Annotated in this window: 17 protein-coding genes; all 17 read left to right on the top strand. The window is 72.5% G+C overall.

The window, feature by feature from the left end; translation table 11 throughout:
- The first annotated feature begins 59 nt into the window (after positions 1–59).
- The 17 genes from JOD48_RS14850 to JOD48_RS14770 all read left to right on the top strand — a co-directional run bounded on the left by JOD48_RS14850 (position 60) and on the right by JOD48_RS14770 (position 18,796).
- Entirely contained in the window at positions 60–1,394 is a 1,335-nt protein-coding gene (locus JOD48_RS14850) for a CynX/NimT family MFS transporter (protein WP_191790805.1), read from the top strand.
- A gap of 22 nt (positions 1,395–1,416) precedes the next feature.
- Positions 1,417–3,111, top strand: coding sequence for an arginine--tRNA ligase (gene argS / locus JOD48_RS14845; protein ID WP_191790804.1), 1,695 nt, complete (start codon positions 1,417–1,419; stop codon positions 3,109–3,111).
- A complete protein-coding gene (gene lysA / locus JOD48_RS14840; RefSeq protein ID WP_372440751.1) occupies positions 3,108–4,541 on the top strand; it encodes a diaminopimelate decarboxylase in 1,434 nt (477 codons plus the stop codon). The genes argS and lysA overlap by 4 nt, the downstream gene beginning before the upstream one ends.
- Positions 4,542–4,820: 279 nt before the next feature.
- Positions 4,821–6,185 (top strand): homoserine dehydrogenase, encoded by a 1,365-nt coding sequence (locus JOD48_RS14835; RefSeq protein ID WP_191790803.1) that lies wholly within the window; start codon positions 4,821–4,823, stop codon positions 6,183–6,185.
- Positions 6,185–7,288, top strand: coding sequence for a threonine synthase (gene thrC / locus JOD48_RS14830; RefSeq protein WP_204809641.1), 1,104 nt, complete (start codon positions 6,185–6,187; stop codon positions 7,286–7,288). The genes JOD48_RS14835 and thrC overlap by 1 nt, the downstream gene beginning before the upstream one ends.
- A 139-nt stretch (positions 7,289–7,427) precedes the next feature.
- Complete coding sequence (gene thrB / locus JOD48_RS14825) at positions 7,428–8,405, top strand: homoserine kinase (protein WP_191790801.1); 978 nt, start codon at positions 7,428–7,430, stop codon at positions 8,403–8,405.
- Positions 8,406–8,731: 326 nt separating this feature from the next.
- Positions 8,732–10,789: a transcription termination factor Rho gene (gene rho / locus JOD48_RS14820; protein WP_191790800.1), complete on the top strand. Its 2,058-nt coding sequence runs from the start codon at positions 8,732–8,734 to the stop codon at positions 10,787–10,789.
- A 150-nt stretch (positions 10,790–10,939) separates the two neighbouring features.
- Positions 10,940–11,158 carry a 50S ribosomal protein L31 gene (gene rpmE, locus JOD48_RS14815; RefSeq protein ID WP_191790799.1) on the top strand — a complete coding sequence of 73 codons (219 nt, stop codon included), beginning with the start codon at positions 10,940–10,942 and terminating at the stop codon, positions 11,156–11,158.
- A 156-nt stretch (positions 11,159–11,314) separates the two neighbouring features.
- A complete protein-coding gene (prfA, locus tag JOD48_RS14810; RefSeq protein ID WP_191790798.1) occupies positions 11,315–12,415 on the top strand; it encodes a peptide chain release factor 1 in 1,101 nt (366 codons plus the stop codon).
- A 50-nt stretch (positions 12,416–12,465) separates the two neighbouring features.
- Positions 12,466–13,437, top strand: coding sequence for a peptide chain release factor N(5)-glutamine methyltransferase (gene prmC, locus JOD48_RS14805; protein ID WP_191790904.1), 972 nt, complete (start codon positions 12,466–12,468; stop codon positions 13,435–13,437).
- A gap of 5 nt (positions 13,438–13,442) precedes the next feature.
- Positions 13,443–14,198, top strand: a complete 756-nt coding sequence (locus JOD48_RS14800; RefSeq protein ID WP_372440750.1) for an L-threonylcarbamoyladenylate synthase — start codon at positions 13,443–13,445, stop codon at positions 14,196–14,198.
- Complete coding sequence (locus tag JOD48_RS14795; RefSeq protein ID WP_204809640.1) at positions 14,195–15,451, top strand: MraY family glycosyltransferase; 1,257 nt, start codon at positions 14,195–14,197, stop codon at positions 15,449–15,451. The genes JOD48_RS14800 and JOD48_RS14795 overlap by 4 nt, the downstream gene beginning before the upstream one ends.
- Positions 15,451–15,966, top strand: coding sequence for a Cg1360 family ATP-synthase-associated protein (locus JOD48_RS14790; protein ID WP_204809639.1), 516 nt, complete (start codon positions 15,451–15,453; stop codon positions 15,964–15,966). Before JOD48_RS14795 ends, JOD48_RS14790 begins: the two co-directional genes overlap by 1 nt.
- Before the next feature lie 187 nt (positions 15,967–16,153).
- Positions 16,154–17,044 carry a F0F1 ATP synthase subunit A gene (gene atpB / locus JOD48_RS14785; protein ID WP_191790795.1) on the top strand — a complete coding sequence of 297 codons (891 nt, stop codon included), beginning with the start codon at positions 16,154–16,156 and terminating at the stop codon, positions 17,042–17,044.
- A 116-nt stretch (positions 17,045–17,160) separates the two neighbouring features.
- Positions 17,161–17,388 carry an ATP synthase F0 subunit C gene (gene atpE, locus JOD48_RS14780; protein WP_030149959.1) on the top strand — a complete coding sequence of 76 codons (228 nt, stop codon included), beginning with the start codon at positions 17,161–17,163 and terminating at the stop codon, positions 17,386–17,388.
- On the top strand, positions 17,388–17,981 hold the full coding sequence (locus JOD48_RS14775) for a F0F1 ATP synthase subunit B (RefSeq protein ID WP_191790794.1): 594 nt from the start codon (positions 17,388–17,390) through the stop codon (positions 17,979–17,981). Before atpE ends, JOD48_RS14775 begins: the two co-directional genes overlap by 1 nt.
- Positions 17,981–18,796, top strand: a complete 816-nt coding sequence (locus tag JOD48_RS14770) for a F0F1 ATP synthase subunit delta (RefSeq protein ID WP_191790793.1) — start codon at positions 17,981–17,983, stop codon at positions 18,794–18,796. The genes JOD48_RS14775 and JOD48_RS14770 overlap by 1 nt, the downstream gene beginning before the upstream one ends.
- Positions 18,797–18,809: the final 13 nt, after the last annotated feature.

Genomic DNA, 18,809 nt, shown 5'->3' with positions numbered 1-18,809 from the left:
CCAGCCCGGAACGCCCTCCGGGACGGGTGCCTCGGGAGACGGATGCGTACCCTCCTGGAGTGGATCGCCAGGACTCGAGCTCGACCCCCGACAGCACCCCCGACAACGCCCTCCGCCCGTGGCACGGGCGGTTCGTCGTCCTTGCCGGGATCGTCCTCGCGGCGTTCAACCTGCGGATCGCGGTCGCCTCGGTCTCCCCGATCCTGGACGTGGTCCGGACCGACATCGACCTGAGCGACCAGCTCGCGGGACTCCTGGGGACCGTCCCGGTGATCGCGTTCGCGGTCTTCGGATCGCTCGTCCCCGTCCTCTCGCGCAGGTTCGGGCTCGAACCGACGCTCGTCGCCGCGCTGCTCGTCAGCTCGGTCGGCGAGATCCTGCGGTCGCTGTCGAGCACGGCCCCGTCCTTCCTGCTGTGGACCGCGGTGGCGCTCGCGGGCATGGGCATGGGCAACGTCCTGCTCCCGCCGCTCGTCAAGCGGTACTTCCCCGACCGGATCGGCGCCGTGACCGCGGCGTACACCGTGACGCTCTCGCTGAGCACCGCGATCCCGCCGCTGCTCGTGGTGGGTATCGCCTCGTCGCTGGGCTGGCGGCCCGCCCTGGGCGGCTGGGCGCTCGTGGGGCTGCTCGCGGCCGTGCCGTGGACCGTGGTGATCGCGCGCTCGGCCCGAGCCCGCGCCGAGCTCGCGTCGGTGCTCGAGCACTCGCCCGAGCACACCGCAGGCCTCGACGGGCGGCACCGCCACGAGGGGCGTGCGTGGCGCAGCCCGCTCGCGTGGGGCATCGCGGGGATGTTCGGCCTCAACTCGCTCAACACGTACGTCATGTTCGCGTGGTTGCCGCACGTCCTGATCGACGCCGGGATGTCCGAGCCGACCGCGGCGAGCGCCCTCGCGCTGTACGCGTTCGTCGGCATGCCCATGTCGATCGTCACACCGCTGCTCGCGGCCCGGATGCGCAACCCGTACCCCCTCGTGGTGGTCTTCGTCGCGATGCTCGCGGTCGGGTACGGCGGGCTGATGGGTGGCCAGGCGGGTCCCGCGATCTGGGTGTGGGTCGTGCTCGCGGGGCTGGGGGCCTCGACGTTCCCGCTCGGGCTGGCACTCATCAACCTGCGCAGCCGCACGTCGGCCGGGGCCGTCGCGCTGTCCGGGTTCGTGCAGGGCGTGGGGTACCTCGTCGCGGGGGCGGGGCCCCTGACCGCGGGCATCCTGTACGCCCGCAGCGGCACGTGGACCAGCACGTTCGTCTTCCTGTTCGTGACGCTCGTGGTGATCCTGCTGGCCGCCGTCGCGGGCTGCCGCCCCGTCATGATCGAGGACACGTGGGGTCCGCGTGCTCGTCGGGGACGCCCCTCGGCGCCCCCGACGGACGGCGACGCAAAGCGCTAGCGTCGCTCGCTAGAATCGTCGGGTGACCCCGAACGAGCTCTCCGAAGCGCTCAGCGCTGCCCTGGCCTCCGCCGTCGCCGACGGCACCCTCGCCCTGCCCGCCGACGCGGTCCCCACGTCGGTCCACGTCGAGCGACCCCGCCAGCGCGAGCACGGCGACTGGGCCACGAACGTCGCCCTGCAGCTCGCGAAGAAGGCCGGCGTCGCCCCGCGCGTCCTGGCCGAGGACCTCGCGCAGCGCCTGGCCGCGCACCCGGGCGTCAAGTCGGTGGACATCGCCGGGCCGGGCTTCCTGAACATCACCCTCGACGCGGCGGCCGCGGGCGAGCTCGCGCGCACGATCATCACGCAGGGCGCGACCTACGGGAACAACGACTCCGAGGCCGGCACGCGCATCAACCTCGAGTTCGTCTCGGCGAACCCCACGGGCCCCATCCACATCGGTGGGGTGCGCTGGGCCGCGGTCGGCGACTCGCTGGCCCGTGTGCTCCAGGCCTCGGGGGCCGTGGTCGAGCGCGAGTACTACTTCAACGACCACGGCGCGCAGATCGACCGCTTCGCGCGCTCGCTGCTCGCACGCGCCAAGGGCCAGGACGCCCCCGAGGACGGCTACGGCGGCCAGTACATCTCGGACATCGCGGAGGCCGTCATCGCCGACGCGGTCGCCGCGGGCGACCCGGACCCGCGCACGCTGCCCGACGACGAGGCCCAGGAGGTCTTCCGGGCGCGCGGCGTCGAGCGCATGTTCGACGAGATCCGCGCCGCGCTGCACGACTTCGGCGTCGACTTCGACGTCTACTTCCACGAGGACTCGCTGCACGAGTCCGGCGCGGTCGAGCGCGCGGTCCAGCGCCTGCGCGAGGGCGGCCACGTGTTCGAGGCCGACGGCGCGACGTGGCTGCGCACGACCGACTTCGGTGACGACAAGGACCGCGTCATCATCAAGTCGGACGGCGAGGCCGCGTACATCGCGGGCGACATCGCGTACTACCTCGACAAGCGCGAGCGCGGGTTCGACGACGTCATCATCATGCTCGGCGCGGACCACCACGGGTACGTGAGCCGCATGATGGCCGTGTGCGCGGCGTTCGGCGACGAGCCGGGCAAGAACCTGCAGATCCTCATCGGGCAGATGGTCAACCTCGTCAAGGACGGCCAGCCGGTCCGCATGTCCAAGCGCGCCGGGACGGTCGTGACGCTCGAGGACCTGGTCGACGCCGTGGGCGTGGACGCCGCGCGCTACTCGCTCGCGCGTTCCTCGACCGACTCGAGCATCGACCTGGACCTCGACCTGCTGTCCAGGGCGACCAACGAGAACCCGGTCTTCTACGTGCAGTACGCGCACGCCCGCACGGCGAACGTCGCGCGTAACGCGGAGGCGCACGGTGTCTCGCGGTTCCGTGAGGACGGGAGCGAGGCGTTCGACCCGTCGCTCCTGACGCACGAGACCGAGTCGATCCTGCTCGGTGCGCTCACCGAGTTCCCCCGCGTCGTGGGCCAGGCGGCCGAGCTGCGCGAGCCGCACCGCGTCGCGCGCTACCTCGAGGCGCTCGCGGGCGACTACCACTCCTGGTACCACGAGTGCCGCGTGACGCCGCTGGGCGACGAGGAGGTCACGGACGTGCACCGCACGCGCCTGTGGCTCAACGACGCCACGCGTCAGGTGCTCGCCAACGGCCTCGGTCTGCTGGGTGTGTCCGCGCCGGAGCGCATGTGAGCGCGTCGGCAGGCCCGACGACGCCGCCCGCCTTCTCGCCGACCGGCACCTTCGTGCCGGGCGAGCCGTGGTCGAGCGGCGTGCGCCGTGGGCCTGACGGCGCGGTGACGGTCGGCGGCGTCGACGTGCGCGAGCTCGCGGACGCCCAGGGCACGCCGGCCTACGTCCTGGACGAGGCCGACCTGCGCGAGCGTGCGCGGTCCTACCGTCGTGCGTTCGAGGCGGCGTTCGCCGAGGTCGGTGCGGGCGTCGACGTCTACTACGCGGGCAAGGCGTTCCTGTCGGTCGCGGTCGCGCGCTGGCTCCACGACGAGGGCCTGCGGATCGACACCGCGACGGGCGGCGAGCTCGCGGTCGCGCTGCGCGCGGGCGTCCCCGGCGAGCACATCGGCCTGCACGGCAACAACAAGTCGGACCGGGAGATCGCGCGCGCGCTCGAGGCGGGCGTGGGCCGGGTCATCGTGGACTCGCTCGTCGAGGTCGAGCGCGTGGCCGCGGCGGCCCGGGCACGCGGTGGGGCTCCGGCCCCGGTCATGATCCGTGTGACCACGGGTGTGCACGCGGGCGGGCACGAGTACATCTCGACCGCGCACGAGGACCAGAAGTTCGGTCTGTCGCTCGCGACGCCCACGGAGGGTGAGGACAGCCCCGCCATGGTCGCGCTCCTCACGGTGCTCTCGCACCCCGAGCTCGAGCTGCTGGGCATCCACTCGCACATCGGTTCGCAGATCCTCGACCCGTCGGGGTTCGAGGTCGCGGCGCGCAAGGTCCTCGAGCTGCGGGCCGCCCTGGCGCGGCGCACGGGCTTCCTCGTGCCCGAGGTGGACCTGGGCGGCGGGTACGGCATCGCGTACCTGCCGGGCGAGGTCGCGCTCGACCCGGACCGCATCGCGAAGGACGTCGCGGCGTCGGTGGCCGCCTCGTCGGCGGACCTCGGGACGCCCCTGCCGCGCTTCTCGATCGAGCCGGGCCGCGCGATCGTCGGGCCCGCGGGCCTGACGCTCTACACGGTCGGCACGGTCAAGCCCGTGCGGGTCAGCGGGCCGGGCGGCGAGGCGGAGAGCACGATCGTGCGCACGTACGTCTCGATCGACGGCGGCATGAGCGACAACATCCGCCCGGCGCTGTACGGCGCGGACTACCACGCCGAGCTCGCGAACCGGTTGTCGGACGCCGAGCCCGTGCTCGCGCGGGTGGTCGGCAAGCACTGCGAGAGCGGCGACATCGTGGTCCACGACGTGCTGCTGCCGGGCGACGTGCGGGCGGGCGACCTGCTGGCCGTCGCGGCGACGGGCGCCTACGGGCGCTCGATGGCCTCGAACTACAACCACGTGCCCCGACCCCCGGTCGTGGCCGTGGCCGACGGCGAGACCAGGGTCCTGGTCCGTCGTGAGACGGAGGACGACCTGCTCGCGCTCGACCTGGGCTGACATCGCCGGGGCCGGGGCCGGGGCCGGGGCCGGGGCCGGGCCGGTGCGGCGCGGCGCCTCGTGGCCCGGCACCGGCCCACCCGTATCCTGAGACGAGCGCCCAGGATCCGGGCGACCGGGCGAGGATCGACATGCTCGGACCGACTGGTCGGGATGCGGGGCACGGGGTGCCGCGGTCCGCCAGGGTCAGGGGAAGCCTCCGACGCGACCGCGTCCGGCAGGGACCCGAGAACGACGGCACCGCTGACCGTGCGGGCCGGGTGATGGAGGAGGAGCTTCGTGGGAGCCAGCCAGCAGGAGCAAGGTCCGCTGCGCGTCGCGCTGCTCGGGTGCGGCGTCGTCGGGTCCGAGGTGGCCCGGCTGCTGACGCAGCAGAGTGCGGACCTCGCCTCGCGCGTCGGGGCGCCGCTCGAGCTCGTGGGGATCGCCGTGCGGGACGCGTCGGCCCCGCGGCCGCTCGCCGAGTCGGTCGACCGCTCGCTCCTGACGGAGGACGCCGAGGCGCTCGTGTCGCGCGCCGACATCGTCATCGAGGTCATGGGCGGCATCGAGCCGGCCCGCGCGCTGCTGCTGCGCGCGATCGAGGCGGGCGCCGCCGTCGTGACCGCGAACAAGGCGCTCCTCGCGGAGGACGGCCCCACGCTCTACAAGGCCGCGGACACCGCGGGCGTGGACATCTACTTCGAGGCCGCGGTCGCGGGCGCGATCCCGATCGTGCGCCCGGTCCGCGAGTCGCTCGCGGGCGACAGCGTGCGCCGGATCCTGGGCATCGTCAACGGCACCACGAACTACGTGCTGGACCAGATGGCGAGCACGGGCATGTCGTTCGACGACGCCGTGCGCCAGGCCCAGGACCTGGGCTACGCCGAGGCCGATCCCACGGCCGACGTCGAGGGCTTCGACGCCGCGGCCAAGGCCGCGATCCTCGCGAGCCTCGCGTTCCACACACGCGTCTCGCTCGAGGACGTCGCACGCGAGGGCATCACGAGGATCACCGCCGACGACGTCGCGTGGGCCGCGCAGACCGGTCACGTCATCAAGCTGCTCGCGATCGCGGAGTCCGTGACGGGCGACGACGGATCGCACGGGGTCTCGGTGCGTGTGCACCCCGCTCTCGTGCCGCTCGCGCACCCGCTGGCCGGTGTGCGCGGGGCCTTCAACGCGGTCTTCGTCGAGGCCGACGCGGCGGGCGAGCTCATGTTCTACGGCCGCGGCGCCGGCGGCGCACCGACCGCGTCCGCCGTGCTCGGCGACGTCGTGTCCGCCGCCCGCCACCGCGTGCTCGGCGGCAAGGGCCCCGAGGAGTCCACCTACGCGGCCTTGCCGATCCTGCCTGCCAGCACCGCGGTCACGCGCTACCAGGTGCGCCTCGCGGTCGACGACCGCCCCGGCGTCCTGGCCCAGGTCGCCCAGGTCCTGGCGTCGAAGGGCGTCTCGATCGAGGCCGTGCGCCAGCCCTCGGAAGCCGCCGCGCCCGGGGCCGACGACACGCACGGCGCCGACGACGGGTCGACCGGCGTCGCGCACCTCGTCATCACGACCCACGCCGCAGCGGAGGCCGCGCTCGCCGCGACGGTCGACGCGATCGCGGTGCTCGAACCCGTCCGAGAGATCACGTCCGTCCTGAGAGTCGAGGGAGCCTGATGGCCCACCAGTGGCGAGGCATCATCGCCGAGTACGCCGACCGCCTGCCCGCCCACGTGCAGGAGCGCATCGTGACGCTCGGCGAGGGCGGCACGCCCCTCGTCGAGGCGCCCGCGCTCTCGGCCCGCACCGGGGCGCAGGTCTTCCTCAAGGTCGAGGGCATGAACCCGACCGCGTCCTTCAAGGACCGCGGTATGACCGCGGCGATCTCGTCGGCCGCGGGCCGGGGGGCGCAGGCCGTGGTGTGCGCCTCGACGGGCAACACGTCGGCCTCGGCCGCCGCGTACGCGACCAAGGCCGGCATGGTCTGCGCCGTCCTGGTCCCGGACGGCAAGATCGCGATGGGCAAGCTGAGCCAGGCGATCGCGCACGGCGCCAAGCTGCTCCAGGTCGACGGCAACTTCGACGACTGCCTGGTCGCGGCGCGCAAGCTCGCCGAGGCCTACCCGGTCGAGCTCGTGAACTCGGTCAACCCGGACCGCATCGAGGGGCAGAAGACCGGTGCGTTCGAGATCGTCGACGCGCTGGGCGACGCCCCGGACATCCACGCCCTGCCCGTCGGCAACGCGGGCAACATCACGGCGTACTGGAAGGGCTTCCGCGAGTACGCCGGCCTCGGCGACCCCGGCTCCCCGGGGGCGCACCTGCCCGCGGTCTCCACGAGGACCCCGATCATGTGGGGCTTCCAGGCCGCCGGTTCGGCCCCGATCGTCGCGGGCCACCCCATCACGCACCCCGAGACGATCGCGACCGCGATCCGGATCGGCAACCCCGCGTCGTGGGCGCAGGCCGAGGCCGCGCGCGACGAGTCGGGTGGCGTCATCGAGGCCGTGACCGACGAGCAGATCCTCGCGGCGCACCGCATCCTGTCGGCCGAGGCCGGCGTGTTCGTCGAGCCGGGCTCGGCGGCCGGTGTCGCGGGCATCCTCTCGCGCGCCGAGCGTGGTCTGGTGCCCGCAGGTGCGCGCATCGTCGTCACGGTCACGGGCCACGGCCTCAAGGACCCGCAGTGGGCGCTCAAGACCCTGGACGGCGCCGACGTGACGCCGATCCGGGTGAGCGCCGACGTCGTCTCGATCGCCGACGCGCTCCAGCTCGGCTGACGCGGCGTCGTCCGTCCTCCCTCTCCTCCGGACGTTGGAGGGGGCGGGCGCGCCGCCCGTCCCGCCGCCGTAGATCCGCCGCAGGCTCCCCGTGGGTCTGCCCCAGCCCCCGTAGCTCCCCGAAGAGAGGTCCCGCGAGATGCAGCTCGGAGCCGACCATGTGCGCGTGCGCGTGCCCGCGACGAGCGCGAACCTCGGCCCTGGCTTCGACGCCATGGGGCTGGCCCTCGCGCGCTACGACGTTCTCGAGGTGCGTGCGCTCGGCAACGGCGACGTGGTCGTCGACGTCGAGGGGGAGGGGGCGGGCGAGGTCCCCGGTGACGAGCGGCACCTGGTCGTGCGCGCGCTGCGTGCCGCCCTCGACCTGGTCGGCGCACCGCAGACGGGGCTGCACCTGACGGCCACGAACGCGATCCCGCACGGTCGGGGCCTCGGATCCTCGGCCGCTGCGGTCGTGGCCGGGATCGTCGCCGCGCGCGCCCTGGTCGCGGACCCCGCGGCCCTCGACGACGCGACGGTCCTGCAGCTCGCGACCGAGTTCGAGGGGCATCCGGACAACGCCGCGCCCGCGATCTACGGGGGAGCGACGATCGCGTGGACGAGCACGGTCGAGGGGGACGAGGGGGCGCACGCGGTGCGCCTCGACGTCCACCCGGACATCGAGGCGACCGTCCTGGTCCCCACGATCCGGCTCGCCACGAGCCGTGCTCGCGGTGTCCTGCCGGAGACCGTGCCGCACGCCGACGCCGCGCTCAACGCAGGGCGCGCGGCCCTGCTCGTCGAGGCGCTCACCCGTTCGCCGCACCACCTGTTCGACGCGACCGAGGACCGGCTCCACCAGGAGTATCGCGCGGGCGTCATGTCCGCGTCGTGGGAGCTCGTGCGCGCGCTGCGGGCCGACGGCCTGGCCGCGACGATCTCGGGAGCCGGGCCCACCGTCCTGCTGCTGGGGGACGCCTCGGACCGTGACCGGGCGGACGCGGTGCTGCGCGACCTGCTGCACGGGTCGGACCAGTGGCGTGCCTACCGTCCGGGCATCGACCTGGCAGGGGTGCGGTCCGAGCGTGTCCTGGGGTCGGCGGGTCTGGCCGACCCGTCCTCCCGACAGTCGCACTGACCGTCCGGCGATCGCTGGTGCAGCCCTTGGGGGGACTGGTCTTCCGGGGGGCTACGGATGGTATAATCCATTGAGCCTTCGCAGGTTCGTGATGATGCCTCGGTGATTCCTCGACGATTCTCCGCCGAGTCCCCGGGCATCGGCAGAGCATCCACTGACTGCGACTCATACCCCGCGAGAAGGCAATCCAGCCCACGTCAGCTGACGTCGTCGTACCACTGACGCGTGGTTCCACTGCGTTCCGGCCGTCACGTGCCGAGCGTCGATCACCCGCGGCCCACCCCTCGCACAGAGCAAGTGGGCGCAAACGAGGGGAAGGGTCCTTCGTGACAGACACCACCGACACCGCCCGTGCAGGCGCGCTCTCGACGCTGCGCCTCCCCGAGCTGCAGGCACTCGCCTCGCAGCTCGGTGTGAAGGGCACGTCCAAGATGCGCAAGAGCGATCTTGTCGACGTCATCCGTTCCACCTCCGGCGAGAAGAGCGCTCCCGAGCGCACCGCCGGAGCGTCCGCCGCCGCGCGTCGCGCGCCGGAGAAGGACACCCAGACCGAGAAGGTCGTCGTGCAGCCGGCCGTCGAGGTCCCCGTCCGCGCGGCGACCGAGAACGTCGAGCGCGCCGAGCGGCCCCGTCGCGAGCGCGGCCAGCGTTCTGCGCGGGCCGACCAGGCTGCCGACATCGTCGCGCCGCTCCTGGAGCAGGGCACCCGGGCAGCCCGCACCGACGCCGACCGTGCCGCCGGGGGAGAGACCCCGGACGAGCGCGCCGCACGCGCGGCCGCTGCCGTGGGCCTGGTGACGGGCGCCGCCCCCGAGCGTGGTTCGCGTCGCGCCGGACGGGGCGCCGGTGCCCCGCGCGGCGGCGAGGGCGAGACCGCTCGCGAGTCGGCCCCGGAGGCCGGTGCCAACGGTCGCCAGGAGCGCCAGCGCGACCAGCAGCGTGAGCAGGGACAGGGCGAGCGCCAGAACGGCCAGCAGGAGCGCCAGGGCGGCCAGCGTCAGCAGAGCCAGGGCGGCCAGCAGGGCGGTCAGCGCGACCAGCAGGGCCAGGGCAACCGTCAGAGCGACGAGTACGACGAGCGCGGCGGACGCCGCCGCCGCGGGCGTGACCGCAACCGCGACCGCGACCGCAAGCGCGGCCGCACCCGTGGCGGGAACATCGACGTGTCGGGCCTCGACGACATCGAGGTGACCGAGGACGACGTGCTGCTGCCCGTGGCCGGCATCCTGGACGTGCTCGACCAGTACGCGTTCGTGCGGACGAGCGGCTACCTGCCCGGTCCGAACGACGTCTACGTCTCTCTCGGCCAGGTCAAGAAGTCGGGCCTGCGTCGCGGTGACGCGATCGTCGGTGCGGTGCGACAGCCCCGCGACGGCGAGTCGTTCCAGCAGACCGGGCCGCGCAACCAGAAGTTCAACGCGCTGGTCCGGCTCGACTCGGTCAACGGCATGTCTCCCGAGGCCGCTCGCAACCGTGCCGAGTTCAACAAGCTGACGCCGCTCTACCCGCAGGAGCGTCTGCGGCTGGAGACGGGCGAGGTCGGTCGTCTCACGCCGCGCGTGATCGACATCGTCGCCCCCATCGGCAAGGGCCAGCGTGGTCTGATCGTGGCTCCGCCCAAGGCGGGCAAGACGATCATCATGCAGCAGATCGCCAACGCGATCACGACGAACAACCCTGAGGTCCACCTCATGGTCGTGCTCGTGGACGAGCGACCCGAAGAGGTCACGGACATGGAGCGCACCGTCAAGGGCGAGGTCATCGCCTCGACGTTCGACCGTCCGGCCTCCGACCACACGATCGTCGCCGAGCTCGCGATCGAGCGCGCCAAGCGCCTCGTGGAGCTGGGGCAGGACGTCGTGGTGCTGCTCGACTCGCTCACGCGTCTGTCGCGCGCCTACAACCTGGCGGCCCCCGCCTCCGGGCGCATCCTGTCCGGTGGTGTCGACGCCTCGGCGCTCTACCCGCCCAAGCGCTTCTTCGGCGCGGCGCGCAACATCGAGAACGGCGGGTCGCTCACGATCCTCGCCTCGGCGCTCGTCGAGACCGGGTCCAAGATGGACGAGGTCATCTTCGAGGAGTTCAAGGGCACCGGGAACATGGAGCTCCGGCTCTCCCGCTCGCTCGCGGACAAGCGCATCTTCCCGGCCGTGGACGTCAACGCGTCCGGTACGCGCCGCGAGGAGATCCTCATGCCGCAGGACGAGCTCCGCATCGTCTACAAGCTGCGCCGTGTGATGGGTGCGCTCGACCAGCAGCAGGCCATCGAGCTGCTGCTCGGCAAGCTCAAGGAGACGAAGTCCAACGTCGAGTTCCTGCTCCAGGTGCAGAAGACCACACCTGGTGGCATCAACAACGACGAAGAGGTCGGCCGCGCCGTCTGATGCGCCCGTGGGCCGCTCGCCCCGAGAGAGCGGCCCACGGATTTTCCGTGTGCCGGACGCGTCTGGCACAATGTCCTGTTGGTTTCCCCGTCCCCGGTTCACGGCTGCTGTCCGCAGGCGACCCGGGGGCAACCCACTGAGGAGAGTCCTGTGAAGGCTGAGATCCACCCCGAGTACGTCCTGACCGAGGTGACCTGCACCTGCGGTTCCACGTTCGTCACGCGCAGCACCGAGAAGTCCGGACGCATCTCGTCCGACGTCTGCTCGGCCTGCCACCCGTTCTACACGGGCAAGCAGAAGATCCTCGACACCGGTGGCCGCGTGGCCCGCTTCGAGGCTCGTTACGGCAAGAAGGCCGCCGACAAGTAGCGACTCTCCAGCGCCGGTGGTCCGGGCGTCCGTCAACCTCTCCAGGGGCAGGCGGCGTGCCCGTTCCACCGGCGCTGTCGTCTTTCCCGGCGCGAGCGCGCCGGACCGAGCGCCCGACCACACAGCCCTAACCACCCCTCTCGTCAGGACACCCTCGTGACCGAGTCCTTCGCCGCCGTCGAACACCTGCTCGCCGAGCACGCCGAGATCGAGACGCTGCTCGCCGACCCCGCGGTCCACGCGGACGCCGGCCGGGCGCGCACGCTCGGGCGCCGCTACGCCGAGCTGGGCCAGGTCGTCGCGGCCTATCGCGCGTGGCGCGACGCGACCGACGACGTCGAGGCCGCGACAGAGCTCATCGAGGGCTCAGGGGAGGACACCGCAGAATTCGCCGCCGAGCTCCCCGCGCTCCAGGAGGCGGCCGCGGCCGCGACCGAGAAGCTGCGCCGGGTCCTCGTGCCGCGCGACCCCGACGACGGGCGCGACGTGATCCTCGAGATCAAGGCGGGCGAGGGCGGCGAGGAGTCCGCGCTGTTCGCGGGCGACCTGCTGCGCATGTACCTGCGCTACGCCGAGCGCCGCGGCTGGAAGACCGAGGTCATCGAGGCCACGGACTCGGACCTCGGCGGCTACAAGGACGTCCAGGTCGCGGTGAAGGCTCGATCCGGCCCCTCGGACCCTGCTGACGGGGTATGGGCCAACCTCAAGTACGAGGGCGGCGTGCACCGTGTCCAGCGCGTGCCCGTGACCGAGTCGCAGGGCCGTATCCACACCTCGGCCGCGGGCGTGCTCGTGTTCCCCGAGGTCGAGGACGCGGGAGAGATCGAGATCGACCAGAACGACCTGCGCATCGACGTCTACCGGTCCTCGGGCCCGGGCGGCCAGTCGGTCAACACGACGGACTCGGCGGTGCGCATCACGCACCTGCCCACGGGGATCACGGTCTCGATGCAGAACGAGAAGTCCCAGCTCCAGAACCGCGAGCAGGCCATGCGCGTGCTGCGCGCCCGGCTCCTGGCCGCGCGCCAGGAGGAGGAGGCGGCGGCCGCGAACGACCTGCGCCGCTCGCAGGTGCGCACCGTGGACCGTTCCGAGCGCATCCGGACGTACAACTACCCGGAGAACCGGATCGCGGACCACCGCACGGGCTACAAGGCGTACAACCTGGACCAGGTCCTCGACGGTGACCTCGAGCCGGTCATCCGCTCGGCGATCGACGCCGACGAGGCGGCGCGCCTCGCCGCCGCGGCGTCGTGACGTCGCCGCAGGTCCCGGCGGTGCGGCCGGGGCAGGACCCCACGTCGTCCCTGCCCGACGACGTCTCTCGCCTCGTGCGCGAGGCGGCGGCCCGCCTCGCACGGGCCGGGATCGACACGCCCCGCGTCGACGCCGAGCTGCTGCTCGCGCACGCCGCGGGCGTGCCGCGCGAGCGGGTCGTCTCGGCGGCCGTCCTGGGACGTCCCGTGTCTTCCCTGCTGCCCGACGGGACGCCCACCACCGAGGACGTGCTCGACGGCCTCGCCGGGCTGCTCGACGCCCGTGCCCGTCGCGTGCCGCTCCAGCACCTCACGGGGACGGCCCCCTTCAGGCACCTGGACCTGGTCGTGGGGCCAGGGGTGTTCGTGCCGCGTCCCGAGACCGAGCAGGTCGCGCAGGTCGCGATCGACGAGTCGCTCGGTGTCGTCGCCCGGGGCTCGCAGGCGCCCCTCGTCGTCGACCTGTGCACGGGGTCGGGCGCGATCGCCCTGGCCGTCGCGACCGAGGTCCCGGGTGCCCGTGTGCACGCGGTCGAGCTGGACCGCGACGCGCACGCGTGGGCCGAGCGCAACGTCGCCCGGACGCACGAGGCGAGCGGCGCCGTCGTGCACCTGGTCCGGGGGGACGCGCGGACCGCGCTCGCCGAGCTCGACGGGACGTGCGACGTCGTCGTCTCGAACCCGCCCTACGTGCCGCCCGACGCGGTCCCGCGCGACCCCGAGGTCGCGCTGCACGACCCGCAGGTCGCGCTCTACGGGCTCGGCGAAGACGGCCTCGAGGTGCCGCGCGGCGTGACCCGCGCCGCGGCCCGGCTCCTGGCCCCCGGCGGCCTCTACGTCATGGAGCACGCAGAGGTCCAGGCGCGGCCCGCGCGCGACATGGTGGCCGCGGTCGGCGGTTTCGAGGACGTCCGGACCGTCGAGGACCTCACGGGCCGACCGCGTATGGTCGTGGCCCGGCGCTCGCGGGCGACGAGCGAGCCAGACCCCGCACCAGGGGACCCTTCGGACATGGAAGACTGAGAAGCGTGAGCTCTGTGCACCCCGTCACCGACCCGAACACCTGGGGACCGTCGATCGACGAGGCGGTGAACGCCGTCTCGCGAGGCGGCCTCGTGGTCCTGCCGACCGACACGGTCTACGGGATCGGGGCCGACGCGTTCGACGCCGAGGCCGTCACAGCCCTCCTGGCCGCGAAGGGACGCGGTCGGCAGATGCCGCCGCCCGTCCTGGTCCCCGACCTGCGGACCCTCGACGGGCTCGCGACCGACGTGCCCGACGACGCGCGCGCGCTCGTCGAGGCGTTCTGGCCCGGCGGGTTCACCATCATCCTGACCGCCCAGCCCTCGCTCGCGTGGGACCTCGGCGAGACGCACGGGACCGTCGCGCTGCGCATGCCCGACCACCCGGCCGCGCTCGCCCTGCTGCGCCGCACGGGACCGCTCGCGGTCTCGAGCGCCAACTCCACCGGTCTGCCCGCCGCGCTCGAGGTCGCCGACGCCCAGGTACAGCTCAGGGAGTCGGTCGCGGTGTACCTGGACGGCGGCACCGCGCCCGGGGGAGTGGCCTCGACCATCGTCGACGCGACCGGGCCGCACCTGCGGGTCGTACGCGAGGGCGCCGTCTCGCTCGAGCGCCTGCGTGAGGTCGCGCCGGTCCTGGGGATCGGGGAGGAGCCGGCCGAGAACGTGGACGACCCGTCCGAGGAGACCGTGCCGTCCGAGGAGACCGTGCCGTCCGAGGAGACCGTGACGACGAGCGGCCCGGAGGCGAACGACGGGTGAGGGTCTATCTGCTCGTCCTGCTGATCGCAGCGGCGGTCACCTACCTCCTCACCCCGCTCGCGTACTGGGTGGCGGCGAGGACCGGAGCGATCACCGCGGTCCGTGACCGTGACGTGCACACCATCCCCACGGCCCGCCTGGGCGGGCTCGCGATGACCGCGGGCCTGGTCGTGGCGGTGACGTTCGCGTCGCAGATGCCCTTCCTCGACGGGGTCTTCCAGATCGACGACCGGGCGTGGGCGATCGTCGGGGGCGCGCTCATCGTCTGCTTCCTGGGCGTCGCGGACGACATCTGGGACCTCGACTGGATGACGAAGCTCGCCGGTCAGGTCCTCGCGGCCCTGTTCGTCGCCTGGCAGGGCGTGCAGCTCGTGACCTTCCCCATCAACGGGCTCGTGATCGGCTCGTCGCGTCTCTCGCTCATCGTCACCGTGCTCGTCATCGTGGTCGCGATGAACGCCGTGAACTTCGTCGACGGCCTCGACGGGCTCGCCGCGGGCCTCATCGCGATCGGCGGCGGCGCCTACTTCGTCTACACGTACAGCCTGACGACCGTGGCGAGCCCTACGGACTACTCGAGCCTGGCGACCATGATCATGGCGGCCCTCGTCGGCATCTGTCTGGGGTTCCTGCCGCACAACTTCCACCCCGCCCGGATCTTCATGGGCGACTCGGGCTCGATGGTGCTCGGTCTCGTGCTCGGCTCCGCGGTGATCGTGGTCACCGGGAGCATCGACACCGGCATGGCCTCGGACCCGAGCCGCCAGCGCGAGCTCATCCCCATCCTGCTGCCGCTCGCGGTGATCCTGCTCCCGCTGCTCGACATGGTCCTCGCGGTGGTTCGCAGGGTCGGTACGGGCAAGTCGCCCTTCCACCCGGACCGGCTCCACCTGCACCACCGGCTCCTGACGCTCGGCCACTCGCACCGCCGCGCCGTGATCATCATGTACGTGTGGACCGCGGTCTTCGCGTTCGGCGCGGTCGCGCTCGTGCGATGGCCCGCGGAGAACGTCGCGATCGGGCTCGTCGTGGCCGTCGTCGTGGCGGCGATCCTCACGCTCGGCCCGCTGCGCACCCGCAGCAGGTTCCTCGACGACGACGCCGTCACCGCGCCCGAGGGCATCCCGTCCGCGCTGCCGCCCCGACGCGTCGCGGCGGCGAGCGGGGCCTCGCAGGTCGTCCCCGCCCCGGCGCCGACCACCCCCGAAGCACCCACCGATGCGCACCGCGCCCACCCCGAAGGACACTCCTGATGACGACCCCCGCACCGCAGACTCCCGACGAGCCGACGCGCGAGCCGGTCTCCAGCGCGTCGGTGCCGCCCACGGCGGACAGCTCCCCGGTCTCGGCGGACGCCGTCGGGGACGCGGTCAGTGCAGTGTTCCGGACCGCGCTGCGCGACACCCTGCTGCTGCTCGGCGGACTCCTGGTCCTGGGTGTGGGGCTGGGGGCGCTCCTGGCAGGCACCGCGGGGGTCTGGGGCGCCCTCATGGGCGTCGGGATCGCCCTCGTGTTCTCCGGCACGACGATCGTCGCGATGGCGCGCACCGCGCGCTCGACGCCGACCACCACGGCGGCTGTCGTGCTGGGGAGCTGGCTCGTCAAGATCGTCCTGCTCGGGATCGTGCTGGCCGTGCTGCGCAACTACGAGTTCTACGACCGGATCGTCTTCGCCGTGGTCCTGCTCGTCGGGGTCATCGGCTCGGCGCTCCTCGACTACCGGGCGGTCGACCGCGGCCGCATCCCGTACGTCACGCCGAAGGCCTGACCCCCGCGTCCTGGCGGGCCCGCCAAGGGCGCACCGCAGCCGGCGGTCCGGCGGTCGCGGCGCCCACGTGCGCGCCGGTGCACGGTGGCCCGACGGCGAGCCGGGGCATCATATCCCTCGACCTCGCCGTCGGCGCGGACCCGTGACCTGTGAAGGTCTGAACATGCGTTAGGCTATCGGCGAATCCATGAAGGCCTGGTCCGACGGCGTGCCCATCGAGCGCACGGCCTCGGCGACCGACGACCACCGGGAGTCCACCCTGTTCACGCTCGCGACCCCCTCTCCCTTCGTTGCCGCAGCAGAAGGCGAAGGCGGCTTTCACGCGCCGACGATCGGTGAGTTCTTCCCCGACGCCATCTTCTTCGCCGGCACCCCGTTCGAGTTCAACCGGCTGCAGCTCATCCGAGTGATCGCCACGATCGTGATCCTGACGATCTTCGTGATCGCGGCGCGGCGAGCCAAGCTCGTCCCCGGCCGGTTCCAGAACGGCGTCGAGATGGTCCTCGACTTCGCTCGGGTGAACATCGTCGAGGAGATCATGGGGACCGAGCGGGCTCGCCGCTACGTGCCCATGATCACGACGATCTTCGTGACGATCCTCGCCTTCAACCTGACCGGCGTGGTGCCGGGGCTCAACCTCGCGGGCACCTCGGTCGCCGGTGTGGCGATCCTCCTGGCGCTGTGGGTCTTCGTGGCCTACTGGGCCGCGGGCATCCGGCAGCACGGCCTCTGGGGCTACATCCGGGCGAACCTGTTCCCCCCGGGAGTGCCGTTCCCGATCTACTTCATCCTGGCGCCGATCGAGCTGCTCCAGCTCCTGATCATCCGCCCGGCCTCGCTGGTCATCCGACTCACGGCGAACATGGTCGCGGGCCACATCATGCTGGTCCTGTGCTTCGCCGCCACGAACTTCCTGCTCCTCGAGGCAGCGCCGGCCCTCAAGGCGATCAGCGCGCTGACTCTCGCAGGCGGCATCGCGATCACCCTCTTCGAGGTGTTCGTCGCGGGCCTGCAGGCGTACATCTTCGCGCTCCTCGCCACGGTCTACATCAACATGTCGATCGAGGAAGAGCACTGACCCGCACCACGTACCTGGTCCCGGGCCCTCGGTCCCGGAACCGACCCTGAGCTCCACCTGACGCATCGCACCTGACGCCCGTTCGCACGACCGGGCGCCCAACGGAAGGAAACACCGTGGACGTCACCACCCTCGCCGCTGTCGAAGGCAGCATCAACACCATCGGCTACGGCATCGCCGCGATCGGCCCGGGCATCGGCCTCGGCATCCTGATCGGCAAGACGGTCGAGGGCATGGCCCGCCAGCCCGAGGTCGCCGGCCAGCTCCGCGGCACCATGTTCATCGGTCTTGCCTTCGTCGAGATCCTCGCGCTGCTCGGCTTCGTCGCTGGCTTCATCTTCTGATGTCGACCATCGGCCCCCAGGCGGTCCTCGCCGCAGAGTCTGGCGAGGTCGACCCCATCAAGCTGTTCCTCCCGCCGTTCTACGACCTCTTCTGGTCGGCGATCGTCCTGATCATCATCGCGGTCGTCTTCTACAAGATGGTCCTCCCCAAGTTCCAGGCGGTGCTCGACGAGCGCACGGCCAAGATCGAGGGTGGCCTGGCCAAGGCGGAGTCCGCTCAGGCCGAGGCCGCTGCGGCACTCGCGGAGTACCACCAGCAGCTGCAGGAGGCACGCACCGAGGCCGCGAAGATCCGTGAGGACGCGCGCGCCGAGGGAACGGCCATCGTCGCCGACCAGAAGGTCAAGGCCGGCGAGGAGGCCGCTCGTATCGTCGAGACGGCACACCGCCAGATCGAGGCCGAGCGTCAGCAGGCGTCAGTCTCGCTGCGCAACGACGTCGGGACGCTCGCGACCCAGCTCGCCTCGAAGATCGTCGGCGAGTCCCTCGAGGACTCCGCACGCCAGTCGCGTGTCGTGGACCGTTTCCTCGACGAGCTCGAGGCAGCGGGAGCCGGGGCTGCCAGCGCGGCGGCCAACGGCAAGGAGGGCTGATGCGCGGGACGAGCGGAGCCTCTCTCGAGCAGGCACAGGAGCGCTTCGAGCCGGTGCTGCGTGCGGCCGGTGAAGGAGCTTTCGCCCTGGGCGAGCAGCTCCTCACGGTGGCAGCGGCGCTCGACGGCTCCGTGCCCCTGCGCCGTGCTCTCGCGGACCCGTCGCGGTCCGGCGAGGACAAGGCGGCCCTCGCGGCCGACCTGCTGCGCGAGGGCTTCGACGGTCGTGTCGTCGACCTGGTCTCCGGGCTCGCCCGGGACCGCTGGGCGCACGACGGCGACATCGCCGACGCCGTCGAGCACCTCGGCGTCGACGCGGTCCTGGCCTCGGCCGAGGCCCGCGGCGCGCTCGTGCGCGTCGAGGACGAGCTGTTCCGCATCACGCGGTCTCTCGTCGGAGAGCGTGAGGCTCGCCGCGTGCTGACGGAGACCTCGACCGACCCCGCTCGTCGCAAGGCGTTCGTCGACGCGCTGCTCGCGGGCAAGGTCGACCCGGTCACCCAGTTCCTCGCGGAGCGGGCGACCGTGGCACCTCGTGGTCGTCGTTTCGTCGCCACCCTCGTGTGGCTCGGGGACGTCGCCGCACGGCGTCGCCGCCGCCTCGTCGCCTCGGTGACGTCGGGCACGGTGCTCAGCCAGGCACAGCAGGACCGTCTGTCCGCGCTCCTCGAGCGCGCGTACGGCCGGGCAGTCCAGCTCAACGTCACCGTGGACCCCGAGGTCCTCGGCGGCTTGCGCGTCCAGGTCGGAGCGGACGTCGTCGACTCGACGGTCCTCTCGCGCCTGGTCGACGCACGCAGACGACTGGTCAGCTGACCTGTTCGCCCGA

This window comes from Oerskovia paurometabola (assembly GCF_016907365.1).
In the GTDB taxonomy this organism is placed as follows: domain Bacteria; phylum Actinomycetota; class Actinomycetes; order Actinomycetales; family Cellulomonadaceae; genus Oerskovia; species Oerskovia paurometabola.
The sequence above is the reverse complement of the archived record's forward strand: the minus strand, read 5'-3'. Positions and strand labels throughout refer to the sequence as shown.